We start from the raw sequence: 15,771 nt of genomic DNA, 5'->3' as shown, positions 1-15,771 counted from the left end.
CAGGTTGACATCTGCCCAATTGTATAGGTATACCTTATACAATCCCTTCAGTGATGTACTTCATTCCAATACGCTGAAGGTTCATGGCGGCAACTCGATCATCACTTGAGCTATACCCGCATTCTTTACATTTGAAGTGATGCTTCTTCTTGTCCCGGTTCCCTTTGTTTTTACGGCCGCACTTCGGGCAGGTCTGTGAGGTGTACTTGGGATCTACAGCAATCACTTTTCCTCCATGTAATGCGGCTTTGTACTCGATCATCTTTCTTAGTTGATAGAACGACCAAGATACCGATTCATAACGTTCGTTAAGTTGAATCTTTTCTGTTTTACTACGAACACCTTTTAAATTCTCCACCACCATCAAGGTTGCACCATACTTACGGACGAGTGCCTTCGATACACAATGATTGACATCATACATCCAACGGTTTTCTCGTCCTCCAATCCGCTTTAGTTTCCTTCTGGCGGAGGCTGTGCCGACTTGTTGCAGTTGTTTTCGCATATGCTTATACCTCGATCGCTTATCTTTGATCGGTCGACCGTGGAAGAACGTACACTTGCCCTGCGAATCATAACTGGTGGCGATAAAGTTGATCCCGAGATCAATACCGACGACTTGATGGATGGCTCCTGTTTCGATTTCGGCGATTTCTTTGGATACTGGAATATAGAGGAAGAATTTCCCCTTCTTGTGGACCAACTTTGCAGTGCCGTATGACCAAGATCCGTCAAAGTAAGAATCCATACCTTTCGTCATGTAGGGTACTTTAATCCGACCATACAGCGTGTTGATGGAAATGATTTGTTTGGAGAGCGAATAGTCCCGATTCCATACCAGGTCGTACTCGGGTTTCTTGAAAAGGACCGTGTCCAAGGGTGTTTGTTGCTGAGTAACGACTTGTATCTGGCGATGACGGTACTCATAACGGACTGGGCCATTTGCGACCGGAGCGAAAAAGCATAGCGCAATTCTCGATACATCATGTTGTGGAGTAAAGTCTTCGAGAGGATCTTGTCTTTATGTACAAGTACAGACAAGTGGTTGCTCGCTTCGCGGTAAGCGCGCTAGGGTTTGTCGTAACCAATCCGCTTGTTGCTCATTAGGCAGTATTTTCACTTTCGCTGTTAAAGTAAGTTTCAAACCTGTCACCACACTTCAAAGAAAGGTGAAGTCAACACAAGGAAGCAACATCTATCTCATTCCATTATACCAAACATTCGTTCTCGTTTAAAGCGATAACAATGTCTTTTCAATATTTTGAAGGGAGGAAGTAAAGGAATATAGCTTGTCAGTGAGGCGTAAATTCCTCTCATGACTAAAATCTCAAGTATCCTTTACGTTATCGATGAAAGCGATCATCATCGAAGATGAAGAACTGGCCCGCCGGGAATTGGCTTACTTGATCGAGCGCTACAGCGCGATTGCGGTCGAAGCCTGCTTCGAGGACGGGCTGGAGGCGTTGAAGTTCTTGCAAAACCGGGAGGTTGATGTACTGTTTCTGGATATCAATATTCCCTCGATTGACGGCTTGCTGTTGGCTCAGACGATCAGCAAATTTTCCGCCAGACCTTTTATCGTGTTCACTACGGCGTACAAGGAGCATGCCGCGGATGCGTTCGAACTGGAGGCCTTTGATTATATTCTCAAGCCTTACAGCGAGTCGCGGATTCAGAATATGCTTGGCAAATTGGAGGCGGCCCACACGGCGCGAAGCGGAGGCACGGGAGAAGGAAGAGGCGCCTTCGGCAAGATCAATCTGTGGAAAAACGAAAAAATTATTGTCGTGGAAATCGACGACATTTATTATGCGGCCGCCCGGGAGAAGAGCACCAGCGTGATGACGAAGAGCGGGGAATACACGATGGCGCTCAGCATCAGCGACTTCCAGGCACGTCTGCCGCAGGAGCATTTTTTTCGCTGTCACCGCTCCTACATCGTTAATCTCGGCAAAATCAAGGAAATTATTCCGTGGTTCAACAATACCTATTTGCTGCGGCTGCGCGATCTGGACTTTGAAGTGCCGGTCAGCCGCGGTAAAGCGAAGGAATTCCGGCAGCTCATGCGTCTGTAGCCGCAATTCATTCCGTATTCGCGTCATTTCGTTCCCGTTCCCGTCAAGCGCTGCGCGTATTCGTTTACAATAAGAGTGCAGAGAGCTCTTGCGGAATCGAGAGAGAAAGAAGGAATGGCTATGAACGGCAAATCCGGAAAGCGGTGGCCGATCGTATTGGGCACCATTATTATGCAGATGGGTCTCGGCACCATCTATACCTGGAGTCTGTTTAACCAGCCATTGGCGAACAAATTCGGGTGGGATCTTGGCTCCGTTTCTACAACCTTCTCCATCACAAGTTTCGCGCTCGCCTTGGCCACATTGTTTGCGGGCAAGCTGCAGGACCGCTTCGGTCTGCGCAGGCTGACGATGGCGGCAGGCATTTTGTTGGGACTCGGCCTGATGTTAAGCTCGCAGGCAAGTTCCCTTCCGATGCTGTACCTGCTCGCCGGCGTGATGGTCGGCTATGCGGACGGGACGGCTTATATCACCTCACTGTCCAATCTGCTGAAATGGTTCCCCGGCCGCAAGGGTCTTATCTCCGGCGTTTCCGTCGGGGCTTACGGTACGGGCAGCCTGCTGTTCAAGTATGTCAACGGGGCTTTGCTTGAAACTGCCGGCGTTTCCGGAGCTTTTCTTTATTGGGGTTTGATCGTCATGGCGCTGATTGCCACCGGTTCCTTGCTGGTGCGCGAGGCGCAGCATTCGCCCGCCGTCCCGGCAGCCGAATCGCGCCCGTACGGCGCGGACAAGGCCGCAGATATGGAGCCGCGCAATTACTCCGTGGGTGAAATGCTGCGTACGAAAGAGGCTTACATGCTGTTCGCGATCTTTTTTACCGCCTGTATGAGCGGGCTTTATCTGATCGGCATCGTGAAGGACATCGGCATTCAGCTTGCCGGGCTTAACGAGGCCGCCGCGGCCAACGCGGTCGCGTTGATCGCTTTGTTCAACACGTCGGGCAGGCTGGTGCTGGGCGCGCTGTCCGATAAGATAAGCCGGCTGGGCCTGATCGGCGGAGCGCTGGCGGTAACGGCGGCGGCGGTGTTCACCCTGAGCTTTGCTCAGCTGAATTTCGGTCTGTTCTTCGCCTGCGTGGCGGCTATCGCCTTTTGCTTCGGCGGCAATATCACGATCTTTCCGGCGATTGTCGGCGACTTCTTCGGCCTGGCCAACCACAGCAAAAACTACGGTCTCATCTATCAGGGCTTCGGCATCGGCGCGCTATCCGGCTCGTTCATCGCCGTGATGCTGGGCGGCTTCAAGCCGGCGTTCATCGTCATCGGCCTGCTCTGCCTGGCCGCAGTCGTCATCGCGGCGCTCATAAAACCGCCTGTGGAAAACACGAAGAAAAAGGGGCTGCACCTAAAGCCTTTCAGGTCCGCAGCTTAAATTATAAAAAGCCGGTACGCACTGCTTTGCGGTGCGCCCGGCTTTTGCTAGTAGAAGGATCCGGAAATAATATGGCTTATCTGCGGACGGGGGTCATGGATCGCTTTGTTCTATATTAGTCTTGTGCTCAGTATCGCCCCTATAAAATAGCGGAACTTTCGGGTCTTATTTTCCAATTTGAGCCTATTTATCACCAATAGGGGAACTTTTGGGTCTTATTTTTTGATGAACAGGTCTAAAAGTGGCCTTTCGCCACTAAATCGTGAAAATAGCGCCATAAAATTCCTCTATTGCACGCAACATGGGGGTATCGGCTGAAATAGCGCCCTTTTTTTCCTTTATGCTGTCACCCGAGATCTTCAACAGACTAGTTTTGCCCTTTTCTCATGTCTTCACTTGCCATCATGCTAACGTTATTTCCAGAATCGTCTACTAGTTTATAGGATATTTAAATGATTGCCTCTTTTACACCGCCTCCGGCTCGAAGCTGCCTTTCGTAAACTGGCTGTTGTACAGATCGGCGTAGAAGCCTTTTGCAGCCAGCAATTGTTCATGCGTGCCTTTTTCGATCACCGAACCGTGATTCATGACCAGGATCAGATCGGCGTCCTTGATCGTCGAAAGGCGGTGGGCGATGACAAAGCTTGTTCTGCCCTTCATCAGTTCGTTCATCGCTTTCTGGATCTGCACCTCGGTCCGGGTGTCGACGCTGCTCGTGGCTTCATCCAAAATGAGAATGGCCGGGTCGGCCAAAATCGCCCGCGCGATCGTCAGCAGCTGTTTCTGACCCTGCGAGATGTTGGAGGCCTCTTCGTTCAGGATCGTATCATATCCGTCCGGCAGCGTGCGGATAAAGTGATCGGCGTAGGCCATTTTGGCTGCCCGCACCACTTCCTCCTCGGTCGCGCCTTCGCGTCCGTAGGCGATATTGTCGCGGATCGTGCCGTTGAACAGCCACGTATCCTGCAGCACCATGCCGAACATGCTGCGCAGGTCGCCGCGCTTCATCTCCGCGATGTTGACGCCGTCCACGCTAATCGCCCCGTCGCCCACTTCATAAAACCGCATCAGCAGGTTGATCAGCGTTGTTTTGCCGGCCCCGGTAGGTCCGACGATCGCGATCGTTTGCCCCTGCGATACATTAATGTTCATATCCTCGATCAGCGGATGCTGAGGATCGTATCCGAACTTCACGTGATTGAAGGCCACATCGCCGCGCGGCTCTTTGAGTACCTTCGGCCGGGCCGATTCCGGCACTTCCTCTTCTTCGTCCAAAATTTCGAATACGCGTTCCGCCGAAGCGACCGTCGATTGAATGATGTTGGCGATGTTCGCCGTTTGCGTGATCGGCATCGTAAACTGCCGCGCATATTGGATGAAGGCCTGCACATCGCCGATCTCGATCGTCCGTTTGGTGACGAGGATGCCGCCGACCACGGACACGAGCACATAGCCGATGTTCCCGATAAAGCTCATGATCGGCATGATGACGCCGGAAATGAACTGCGCCTTCCAGCCTGCCGTGTACAGCCGCTCATTAATGTCGTCAAACTGCTCAAGCGACGTTTTCTCGCGGCCGAACGCCTTAATGATTTTGTGGCCGGTATACATTTCCTCTACATGGCCGTTAAGTTTGCCCAGCTCCGCCTGCTGGCGGACGAACTGCTTCTGCGAGCGTTTGGCGACCTGGGTGATCGCCAGCACGCTGAGCGGCAGCGTCAGCACGGCAATCAGCGTCATCAGCGGGCTGATCGACAGCATCATCACGATGACGCCGATAAGCGTCAAGATCGAGGTGATCAGTTGCGTCAAGCTTTGCTGCAAGGTATTGCTGATATTGTCGACGTCGTTCGTGACCCGGCTGAGAATTTCACCGTGGGTACGAGCGTCGAAGTATTTCAAAGGCAGCCGGTTCAGCTTGGCGTTCACATCGCGGCGCAAGTCGTACACCGTTTTCTGCGCGACGCCGGCCATCAGGTACTGCTGCACATAACTGAACAGCGAGCTTAATACGTAAAGTCCCACCAGGACCATGATGATCTGCCACACGTACGCAAAATCGATCGCCGCCCCGGGAACCCCCTGAATTTTCGCCATAATCCCTTCAAACAGCTTGGTCGTCGCTTTCCCCATCACCTTGGGGCTTACGATGCTGAACACGGTGCTTAAAACCGCCATGACAAGCACGGCTGCCAATTGATATTGATGCGGCCGCAAATAACGGATAAGCCGCTTTAAAGTCCCTTTGAAGTCCTTTGCTTTCTCGGCCGGCATGCTCATGCCGGGTCCGCCGGGCCCTCCCGGTCCGGGATGTCTCGGAGCGTGTCCTCTTAGCCCCGGAGGTCTGCCGGCAGGCTGCCCAGAGGCGCCCGCGCCTTTTTGCTCCTGACTCATGCAATCTCCTCCTCCGAAAGCTGTGAATAAACGATCTCTTTATACACGTCGCAGGTTTCCATCAGTTCGCGGTGATTGCCGATGCCGGCGATCCGGCTTTCGTTCATGACGATGATGCGGTCGGCGTCAAGCACGGTGCTTACCCGCTGGGCCACGATAATGACCGTCGCTTCCCGGGTCTCCTGCTTCAAGGCGGCGCGCAGCTTCGCGTCCGTTTTAAAATCGAGCGCGGAGAAGCTGTCGTCGAAAATGTAAATTTCCGGCTTCCGCACGAGCGCCCGGGCGATGGAAAGCCGCTGCTTCTGCCCGCCCGACACGTTGGTGCCTCCTTGAGCGATCACCGATTCGTAACCATGCTCCATCTCGGCGATAAAATCGCTCGCCTGGGCGATCTCGGCCGCGTGGCGGATCTCCTCGTCGGTGGCGTCCTCCTTGCCGTAACGGATGTTGTCGTTGATGGTGCCGGAGAACAACACCGCTTTTTGCGGAACGAAACCGATTTTGCGCCGCAGTTCCTCCTGCTTCATCTCCCGCACATCGACGCCGTCCACCAGCACGCGTCCCTCATCGACGTCGTAAAACCGCGGAATCAAGCTGATCAGCGTCGATTTCCCGGAACCCGTTCCGCCAATGATCGCGGTCACCTCGCCCGGCTTGGCGCTGAACGTAATGTCCCGCACCGCCGGCTGTTCCGCTCCGGGATAGCTGAAGGAGACGTTTTGAAATTCCACGTAACCTTTTTGCCCGGACATCGCCGCCGCCACATCGGCATCCTTGATCTCCGGAACCATGTCCAGCACCTCGTTGATCCGCACGGCGGAAGCGGAAGCGCGGGGAACCATGACGAACATCATCGAAACCATGACGAGCGAAAACATAATCTGCATCGCGTACTGCAGAAAAGCCATCAGGTCCCCTACCTGCATTTGCCCGGCATCGATCCGCAGCCCGCCGAACCAAATGATCGCCACCGAAGACAGGTTCATCACCAGCATCATGATCGGCATCATGAAAGCCATGATTTTATTGACCCGAATCGAGGTATCCGTCAAATCGAGGTTGGCCGCGTCAAACCGTTTGCTTTCGTAAGCGGTCCGGTTAAACGAGCGGATAACCCGGATGCCGGTCAGACTCTCGCGCATGACGAGGTTCAGCTTATCGATTTTTTTCTGAATCGCCTTAAACAGCGGGATCCCTTTGCCGGCAATCAACCAGATCGACCCGGCCAGCACCGGCAGGACGACCACCAGCACCAGGGACAATTCCGCGTTCTTCGATACGGCCATGATGATCCCGCCCAAACACATGAGCGGCGCCATTACCATCATCCGCATCATCATGATCAGCACCTGCTGAACTTGGGTAATGTCGTTCGTCGTCCGGGTGATCAGCGAAGCGGTGCCCACCTTGTCGAACTCTTCCAGCGAAAAGTTGGACACATGGTTAAACATTTTGGCGCGCAGCCGCTTGCCGAATCCCGACGCCGCCTTGGACGAGAAGAAGCTCGCTCCGATGGAGCAGGCCATTCCGCCCAGCGCCACTAGCAGCATAAATCCGCCCACCCGCCAAATATACGGCGTGTCACCTTTGACGACGCCGATATCGACGATATCGGCCATCAGTGTCGGCAAATACAGCTCGGACAACGTCTGAAGAAAGACGAGGGCGAGCACTCCGGCGACCAGCCAGCGGTATGGTTTCAAATAGCGGAAAAGTTTGATCAATTCCATCATCTCCACTTATCCGAATCACTCGGTTTTATTTTGATTGATCTGCGATTCGAAATACCGGTGTACATCGTGCAGCAGCTCGATCAATTGGTTGCTTTTCTCTTCGCCCAAAAAATCGCATAAATTTTGAATTTGCTTGGATCGGTGTTCCGCCGCCGTGCGAAACGCCTGATGGCCTTGCTCCGTCAGCTTGACGCGCACGACCCGGCGATCCTCCTGATCGTTGTAGCGATGCACAAGCCCTTGTTCTTCCAGGCTGCGAATCTGCGGCGTGACGGTGGGCGAAGCCACTCCCATCCTTGTGCTGAGCTCGGAGACGGTGATGCCCCGCGGCTCCTGTTCAAGCCCTTGAAGAATAGAATACATCAGTCTGAATTCGCTTGGTTTGAACGTTAACGGCGCCATTTTGTTCATATCCAGTCTCCGCAAGCGGTGCAGCGCCAGCATAAGCTTATGCGCCTGCGAATTATCGCTGGAATGCACCGGTGATCACCTCAGCTTTCCATTTATTTTCATGATTTAATAATTAGGAATCCTATTTATTAGCAAGCCTAATTATAATTTCGCTTATCATGAAAGTCAAGCGAGCCCGAAGTTCCACATATTAGAAAGAAAAAGACGCCTGCCGGGGTAAAGCTACCGGGTGCTGGCGTCTTTTTTACACTTAAATAAGGAACTGGCTCCGTTTTCGGATAAAGCTTTGCAGGTGCGTGCGAAGGATATGGGATGGGATCGGGACGGGCAAACCACTGTTGCCGGAAATAACGGTAAATTGTGGCGCTATTTTCGTGATTTTGTCCCTCGGTCGCAGGATAGCGGAACTTTTAGGCCCTATTGGGAACTGAACTTGAAAAAGCAGCCTTTTCCCGCTCATTTTCAAAAAATAGCGGTAAAAAGTTCCGCTAATATAGCTGGACCCCCTATCTCGGTAGGGGATAACGCCCTTTTTTACCTCTATTTCCCTCGATTCCGCAAAAAAGATCGTACCGGCGGGCTTGTAGAGCTAAAATTGTCCCCATGGCCGTTACGATCCTTTTCCATTACTGCCCTGCCCCGCCGCCTTGGCGGAGTTCATCCAGACTTTTGAACTCGTATCCCTGGCGCCGGGCTTCATCAATGATGGAGCCCAAAGCCGCCGCGTTGTCCTTGGACACGGAATGCAGCAGAATCACCGCGCCGGGATGCAGTTGAGAGACCACTTGCCGGTATGCGTAATCTGCGCCTCTTTGGGCCTTGACATCCCAATCCTTGTAGGCCACCGACCAAAATACGTTGGTGTACCCCAGCTCTTTCGTCACCCGCAGCGTTCTGTCGCTGAAAATGCCGCGGGGCGGCCGCAGGTATTTCATCTCCTGACGGCCGGTCACCTTCGCCGTCTCCTGCTTGACGCGTTCCAGTTCGTCGCGGATTCGCTCGTCGGAAATCGTGGTCATATCCGGATGGCTCCAGGAATGATTTCCGATAAGATGCCCTTCGGCAACCATCCGCTTTAACAGCTCGGGCTGATCCTTCACATAATGTCCGGTGACGAAAAAAACGGCCGGCACCTTCTTCGCCTTCAGCGTGTCGAGAATCGGCGCGGTATACCCGTTTTCATAACCGTTGTCGAACGTGAGAAACAATTCCTTCAGGGAGGTATCGCCGAGAAAAATTGCCCCATGTTTATCGACGATCTCTTTGAAACCCTCCTCGTTAATCGAAGGAAGACTTCCGTTTACGCTTTTTTTGAACCCGAAATGATGGGGCGAATCGGCGTTAACGGTTTGCGGTACCGCGGGGCCAAGCAGCATGCCGGCCATTACCGCACAGATCAAGGCCAATCTCACAGAGCATTCTCTCCTTATTCTCCAAAATCCTAGCTGCAGCGCTCTCGTTTACTATTGCCTGTACTGCGGGAAATATACAACTCGCTTTTGGGCCGGCCGGGCCCCTCGCACCGCAACTTTAATTGCCCTGCTGTCTGCCCGCCGAACCGGACAGTTCGCTGTGCCGGTACCCGTACAGCACATACACCAATAACCCGAAAATCATCCAAACGAGGAAGGCGATCCAAGTTATCCGCGGCAGGCTGGTTAACAAATAGCCGCAGGTCAACACGGCCAGCAGCGGGATCCAGGGCACCAGCGGCACTTTGAACGAGCGGGGCAAGTCCGGGCGGGTCCGGCGTAAAATGACAACCCCGAGCGATACCGTGATAAAGGCAAAAAGCGTACCGATGCTGACCAAATCGGCGAGCCGGCCGAGCGGAATCAGACCGGCCAACACCGCGACCGCGATGCCGGTCGTCCAGATGCTGACGGAAGGTACCCCGGTCCGGGGATGCAGCCGGGCCAGCTTCCCGGGAAGCAATCCGTCCCGCCCGATCGCGTACAGGAGCCGGCTTTGGCCGAACAGCAGCACAAACAGCACGGTCGTTATACCGACGATGGCTCCCAGCGAAATAAAGCCGGCCGCCCAATTCTGGTCGATATACTTTAGGGCGAAGGCGACCGGATTTTTGACGTTCAGCTGCGAATACGGAACGATCCCGGTAAGCACCGCCGTGACGAGGACGTACAGCAGCGAGCAAATCGCCAGCGACCAGAGGATGCCGCGCGGCAGATCCTTCTGCGGGTTCCGCACCTCCTCGGCGGCTGTGGCGACGGCATCAAAGCCGAGATAAGAAAGGAAGGCCGTCGCCGCCCCGGTAACGACGCCGCTGAATCCAAACGGCATGAACGGCGTCCAGTTGCCCGGCTTCACGTAAAAGGCGCCGACAACGACAAACAACGCGATCACGGCGATTTTGACAATGACCATGATCGAGTTCAGCCGCGACGACTCCTTCGATCCGCGGGATACGATAAACGTAAGCAGCAGCACGATCAAAACGGCGGGAACGTCGACATAGGTCCCGGCTTTAGGATCAAAGGCGCTGCTGATCGCATGCGGCAGGGCTATGCCAAACCCGGCGGCAAGGCCCTGAAAATACCCCGACCAGCCGCTGGCCACCATAGAAGCGGCAAAACCGTATTCCAGCATCAAGTCCCAGCCGAGAATCCAGGCGACAAGCTCCCCGAAGGTAGCGTAGCTATAGGTGTAGGCGCTCCCCGACACGGGAACCATCGACGCGAATTCGGCATAACACAGCGCGCAAAAGGCGCAGATGATCCCGGCCAGAATAAAGGAAAGAATAAGTCCCGGCCCGGCATGCTGCGCCGCCGCAACACCGGTGAGCACGAAGATGCCCGTCCCGACGACGCATCCGATGCCAAGCATGGTTAAATCAAAGACGCCAAGCTCTTTTTTGAGCGTGGTGCCGGCCGCGTTTTTCTCCGCAAGCATGGAGGTTATCGATTTTTTTCTGAATAAATGCATTTAGGCTCTGTCCCCTAATTCAAATTTAAGACACCCATCCGGCAATTATAGAGTCCCCGTGCGGTACGGACAAGCGCAAATATTGCCGGTTGCGCCTTTAATTTCGAACATTTCAGGAAATATTATCCCGGGCCCCCCGTTAACTCCTGCTGCGCAAAGCGGATCCACTCCCTCGTCGCAAAGGACAAATAGCGGTCGTCCCGCCAGACGATGCCCAGCTTCCAGGGGATGATCGGCTTTACCAGCGGAATGATCCTTACGCGCTCGTCATCCACCTCGCGGCAGATCGTTTCCGGCAGCAGCGTGATGCCGAGGCCGACCGCGACCATTTCGCTGATAAGGTCCCATTGCGAGCTCTCGTAAATGACATGCGGCTGAAATCCGGCCTTGGCGCATTCGTTAATGATCCGGTCATGCAGCGTAAAATCCTCCCGGAACAGGACGAACCCGTCCTGGGCCAGTTCGGACAGTTCCGCCGCCTGCCGCTCCGCAAGCGGGTGGGACGGGTGCACGACCAGGTTGAGCTTCTCTTCCACGAACGGAAAACTGCTTAATTCTTCCGCCGTCGCCGGCAGCACGATAACGCCGACATCAAGCGCCCCGCCGACCACATCCGACTCCACCTTTTTGGCCCCGTCCTCAAACAGCTGGATCGAAATGTCCGGATATTTCTGATGAAACTGCCCGATCACTTTCGGAAAAAAACTCGATCCCACCATCGGGGGAAGTCCGATCCGGATATGCCCTTTTTTCAAATTCCGCAGGTCGTCCAGCTCCGCCACCAGGTTTTGGAACGAGGTGACGATTTGCTGCGCTTGTCCCACTATGATTTGACCGGCATCGGTGAGCACGATTTTTTTGCCGACCCGATCGAACAAAACGACGCCCAGTTCGTCCTCCATGCTTTTGATCGTCTTGCTGATGGTCGGCTGGGTGATATACAGCGCTTCGGCCGCTTTCGTAAAGCTTTTGAACCGGGCAACCTCGATCAAATATTGCATTTGCCGAATATCCAAATTTGGAGACACTCCTTTCACAACCTATCGATAGCCAATTGGAATGTTATTCATTCAGTATATTCATTTTACCCATGAAAACAATCGGTGTAATATTTTCATTATCAACGACGCAAAACCGACAGGAAGGAGCTTCCGTTCACCATGAACACGATGAAAATAATGAAAACGGCCGGCAAGGGCGTATTTCAAGTAGCGATTTTATTTTTATTCACCTTTGTCATGAACGAGGTTGCAAAGCTGCTTCATCTGCCGGTACCCGGCTCGATTTTGGGCATTTTCGTGTTGTTTGTCCTTCTGAAAACCAACATCGTCAAGCTGGCGTGGATCGAACAAGGCGCAAACTGGCTGCTCGCCGAGCTGCTGCTGTTCTTTATTCCGTCCGCCGTTGGCATTATGAAATATATGCCGCTGCTGGAAAGCGAAGGCGTGCGGATTTTGATCGTCGTCATTTTCAGCACCTTGATCGTCATGATCAGCTCGGGGCTTGTCGCCTCCCGCATTTCCAAACGAAAGGAGCGTCACAGCTCATGATCACCGGTTTGCTTAGCCTTGTTTTTACATTGGTGATTTATTATCTGGCCAAACGGCTGTACAAAATCCGGCCTAAAGTTTATTTGTCCCCACTGCTGATTACGCCGCTGTTTCTGGTCATCGGCCTGATGTGGGCGCAGATTCCTTACGAAACTTACCAGGCCGGGGGAAAATGGCTTAGCACGATGCTGCAGCCCGCCACCGTCGCTTTTGCCGTTCCGCTATATAAATACTACAATGTTCTGAAAAAACACGCGGTGGAAATTCTCATCAGCGTACTGACCGGTTCGGTGGTGGCGATGTTCTCTTCGGCCTTCCTGGCCGAGTGGCTGCATCTGGACAACGATCTGATCACAAGCCTGATCCCCCGTTCGATTACGACGCCGATCGCTATGAACGTCTCCCAGGTCATCGGCGGCGTGCCGAATATTACAGCCGTCTTCGTCATTATTACCGGCCTGCTCGGAACGATGCTCGGGCCGCTGGTCGTGAAGCTGTTCCGCATCGAAAACGAGGTGGCGCGCGGCGTATTGTTCGGCACGAGCGCCCACGGCACCGGAACGTCCAAAGCGTTTGAGCTAAGCTCGCTGACCGGCACGATCTCCAGCATCTCCATGATTTTGGCCGCCTTGTTCACGTTGGGCGCCGCCCCGATGCTGATCTCGCTGCTGCAATAATGCAATAACCTTACGGTTCCTCCAAACTCAACATATAGTTTCCTCTTGAACCTCCGCCTTGGGCGGGGGTATTTTTTTGCGCGGTAAGTCTTTGCCTTGCGGCTTCCACCGACGGCCGGCTTTTCGCCCGTTTATGCCGAGTCAACATTTGGCCGGCATCATTTAAAACTGTACTTGAAATACTAACAGTTAGGCTTTATACTGTGATCGAGATCATTTTATAAAGAAAGGATGATTTTGGATATGAGTACGGCAGAGACAGTAAATCTGAACGATTTTTATACGGTACTTCGGGAAAGACATTCGGTTCGCGCTTACGACCCGTCGGTGAAAATCTCCCGGGAAGAACTGAAGGAAATGCTGGAGCTTTCGCTTTCCGCTCCTTCCTCTTCCAATTTGCAGCCTTGGCGGTTTTTGGTGATTGACGAAGACGAGCTGAAGCAAAAGCTGCTGCCGATCGCCAACAACCAGCAGCAGGTCGTGGAAGCTTCCGCCGTTATCGCGGTGCTTGGCGACCTGAAGTCCTATGAGCAGGCCGATGCGATTTACAGCCAGTCCGTGGCGATGGGCGCAATGACCGAAGAGGTGAAAACCAATTTTGTCGAACGTTTGCAGCAAATGTACGGAGGTTTGGGAGACGAGCGGCTCCATCAGGTCAACTTGCTCGACGCCGGTCTGATCTCCATGCAGCTGATGCTGATCGCCAAAGCGAAAGGCTACGACACCGTGCCGATGGCCGGATACAATCCGGAAAAATTCGCCGAGGTCTTCGAAGTTCCGGAAACGCTCAAGCCGATCCTCCTCATCGCCATCGGCAAAGCGGCCAAACCGGCTCATGCCACACCGCGCCTGGGCGTAGATCAAGTGACGTCCTGGAACTCGTTCCAATCCTGATAAGCAAACAAAAAGCGGAGGAAACCGAAAGGTTCTTCCGCTTTTTTTATGCCCGGATGGCTGCCCCTATTTTTTCGAAATTCCCAGCCGGTTTGGCCGCCGTTTGGCGCATACTATATCAGGTCATTTGCTTTTTTTCTGCATAAGTCCGCGGCTTGAGCGGCCGCTCGGCGAAGTTGATCTCAATTGCTCATGAAGTTGATCTATAATTAGCTTTGTTTAAAGCTTACATAGATATTACAATAAAGGTCATAAAAAACGTGAAAAGTAGAACATGTTTTTAGCGAGAAAGGGTGGATCCAAATGGCGATTACACAGCAAAACGAGGCACTGGAACAAGCCAGCCGCTATGTGGCTGAAGTTTATGAAGCCGTTCAAAAACGCAATCCGGGAGAACACGAATTCCATCAAGCGGTGAAGGAGATTTTGGATTCGCTGGTTCCGGTGTTTGCCAAACATCCGAAATACCAGGAAAGCGGCATCCTCGAAAGAATCGTGGAGCCGGAGCGTTTGATCAGCTTCCGCGTTCCGTGGGTGGACGATCAGGGCAAAGTACGGGTTAACCGCGGCTTCCGCGTGCAATTCAACAGCGCGATTGGGCCTTACAAAGGCGGGCTGCGCTTTCATCCGTCGGTAAATGCCAGCATCATTAAATTCCTCGGCTTCGAGCAAATTTTCAAAAATTCGCTGACCGGCTTGCCGATCGGCGGCGGGAAAGGCGGCTCGGATTTCGATCCCAAAGGCAAATCGGAGCTGGAGGTCATGAGATTCACCCAGAGTTTTATGACCGAGCTGGCCAAATACATCGGTCCCGACATGGATGTGCCTGCCGGAGATATCGGCGTAGGTGGACGGGAAATCGGCTACATGTTCGGCCAGTACAAACGGCTTTACGGCAGTGAAACCGGCGTGTTGACGGGGAAAGGCCTGACGTACGGCGGCAGCCTGACGCGCACCGAAGCAACGGGGTACGGCCTGGTGTACTTCACGGCGGAAATGCTGACCAGCAAAGGCGAAACCTTTGAAGGCAAAACGGTCGTCGTTTCCGGTTCCGGCAACGTTTCGATCTACGCCATCGAAAAAGCGCAGCAGCTGGGAGCCAAGGTGGTCGCGTGCAGCGATTCGAACGGTTACGTGTACGATCCGAACGGCATCGACCTGAAAACGGTCAAACGGTTGAAGGAAGTCGAAAGAAAACGGATTAAGGAATACGTGAACGAGCATCCGGGTGCGGAATACCATGAGGGCTGCCGCAATATCTGGAGCATCCCTTGCGATATCGCCCTGCCGTGCGCGACACAAAACGAAATCGATGAAGCTGCGGCAAAGCAGCTCGTCGCCGGAGGCGTGAAATTCGTCGCCGAGGGCGCCAACATGCCTTCGACGCTGGAAGCGATCGAGGTGTATCTGAACAGCGGAGTATATTTCGGCCCGGCCAAAGCGGCCAATGCCGGCGGCGTCGCCGTCTCCGCCCTGGAAATGGCGCAAAACAGCGCGAGATTGTCCTGGACCTTCGAGGAAGTGGACGAAAAGCTCAAAGGCATCATGAAGAACATCTATGCCAATAGTGTAAAAGCCGCCGAAGAGTTCGGCCATCCCGGAAACCTGGTGGTCGGCTCCAACATCGCCGGCTTCCTGAAAGTCGCCGACGCGATGCTGGCGCATGGGGTAGTTTAAATAGAATAAAACCAAAAAAAGCGCCCGGGATCTAATGTCCCGG

General features: G+C 53.6%; 12 protein-coding genes and 1 pseudogene. 6 read left to right on the top strand and 7 right to left on the bottom strand.

Annotated elements, in window-relative coordinates:
• Window positions 1-34: 34 nt before the first annotated feature.
• Window positions 35-1,144, bottom strand: a pseudogene (locus NYE74_RS06225) (RNA-guided endonuclease TnpB family protein).
• A 205-nt stretch (window positions 1,145-1,349) separates the two neighbouring features.
• Here NYE74_RS06225 and NYE74_RS06220 point away from each other — a divergent pair.
• Window positions 1,350-2,075 (top strand): LytR/AlgR family response regulator transcription factor, encoded by a 726-nt coding sequence (locus tag NYE74_RS06220; RefSeq protein WP_036619127.1) that lies wholly within the window; start codon window positions 1,350-1,352, stop codon window positions 2,073-2,075.
• Window positions 2,076-2,195: 120 nt separating this feature from the next.
• Entirely contained in the window at window positions 2,196-3,449 is a 1,254-nt protein-coding gene (locus NYE74_RS06215; protein WP_036619126.1) for an L-lactate MFS transporter, read from the top strand.
• A gap of 465 nt (window positions 3,450-3,914) precedes the next feature.
• On the opposite strand, the gene NYE74_RS06210 is transcribed toward NYE74_RS06215, so the two are convergent.
• The 6 genes from NYE74_RS06210 to cidR form a co-directional block, all read right to left on the bottom strand.
• Window positions 3,915-5,843: an ABC transporter ATP-binding protein gene (locus NYE74_RS06210; RefSeq protein ID WP_036619125.1), complete on the bottom strand. Its 1,929-nt coding sequence runs from the start codon at window positions 5,841-5,843 to the stop codon at window positions 3,915-3,917.
• Complete coding sequence (locus tag NYE74_RS06205) at window positions 5,840-7,567, bottom strand: ABC transporter ATP-binding protein (RefSeq protein WP_036627397.1); 1,728 nt, start codon at window positions 7,565-7,567, stop codon at window positions 5,840-5,842. Before NYE74_RS06205 ends, NYE74_RS06210 begins: the two co-directional genes overlap by 4 nt.
• Before the next feature lie 24 nt (window positions 7,568-7,591).
• Complete coding sequence (locus NYE74_RS06200; protein WP_036619124.1) at window positions 7,592-8,056, bottom strand: MarR family winged helix-turn-helix transcriptional regulator; 465 nt, start codon at window positions 8,054-8,056, stop codon at window positions 7,592-7,594.
• A gap of 557 nt (window positions 8,057-8,613) precedes the next feature.
• Window positions 8,614-9,372: a delta-lactam-biosynthetic de-N-acetylase gene (gene pdaA, locus NYE74_RS06195; protein ID WP_341005302.1), complete on the bottom strand. Its 759-nt coding sequence runs from the start codon at window positions 9,370-9,372 to the stop codon at window positions 8,614-8,616.
• A 145-nt stretch (window positions 9,373-9,517) separates the two neighbouring features.
• The gene (locus tag NYE74_RS06190; protein ID WP_341004646.1) at window positions 9,518-10,930 is read right to left on the bottom strand and encodes an amino acid permease; all 1,413 of its coding nucleotides are present in this window, start codon (window positions 10,928-10,930) and stop codon (window positions 9,518-9,520) included.
• Between the two features lie 122 nt (window positions 10,931-11,052).
• The gene (cidR, locus tag NYE74_RS06185) at window positions 11,053-11,946 is read right to left on the bottom strand and encodes a cidABC operon transcriptional activator CidR (protein ID WP_036619120.1); all 894 of its coding nucleotides are present in this window, start codon (window positions 11,944-11,946) and stop codon (window positions 11,053-11,055) included.
• Window positions 11,947-12,108: 162 nt separating this feature from the next.
• Between cidR and NYE74_RS06180 the strand changes: the two genes are divergently transcribed.
• From NYE74_RS06180 to gdhA, 4 genes are all read left to right on the top strand, one after another.
• Window positions 12,109-12,480, top strand: coding sequence for a CidA/LrgA family protein (locus NYE74_RS06180; RefSeq protein ID WP_036627395.1), 372 nt, complete (start codon window positions 12,109-12,111; stop codon window positions 12,478-12,480).
• A complete protein-coding gene (locus NYE74_RS06175; RefSeq protein WP_155619337.1) occupies window positions 12,477-13,157 on the top strand; it encodes a CidB/LrgB family autolysis modulator in 681 nt (226 codons plus the stop codon). Before NYE74_RS06180 ends, NYE74_RS06175 begins: the two co-directional genes overlap by 4 nt.
• Before the next feature lie 243 nt (window positions 13,158-13,400).
• Entirely contained in the window at window positions 13,401-14,051 is a 651-nt protein-coding gene (locus NYE74_RS06170) for a nitroreductase family protein (RefSeq protein ID WP_036619118.1), read from the top strand.
• A gap of 303 nt (window positions 14,052-14,354) precedes the next feature.
• Complete coding sequence (gdhA, locus tag NYE74_RS06165) at window positions 14,355-15,728, top strand: NADP-specific glutamate dehydrogenase (RefSeq protein WP_036619117.1); 1,374 nt, start codon at window positions 14,355-14,357, stop codon at window positions 15,726-15,728.
• The last annotated feature ends 43 nt before the right edge of the window (window positions 15,729-15,771 follow it).

Source organism: Paenibacillus sp. FSL P4-0127, from assembly GCF_038007325.1.
Taxonomy (GTDB): domain Bacteria; phylum Bacillota; class Bacilli; order Paenibacillales; family Paenibacillaceae; genus Fontibacillus; species Fontibacillus macerans.
This window is presented reverse-complemented; position numbering and strand designations above follow the sequence as displayed.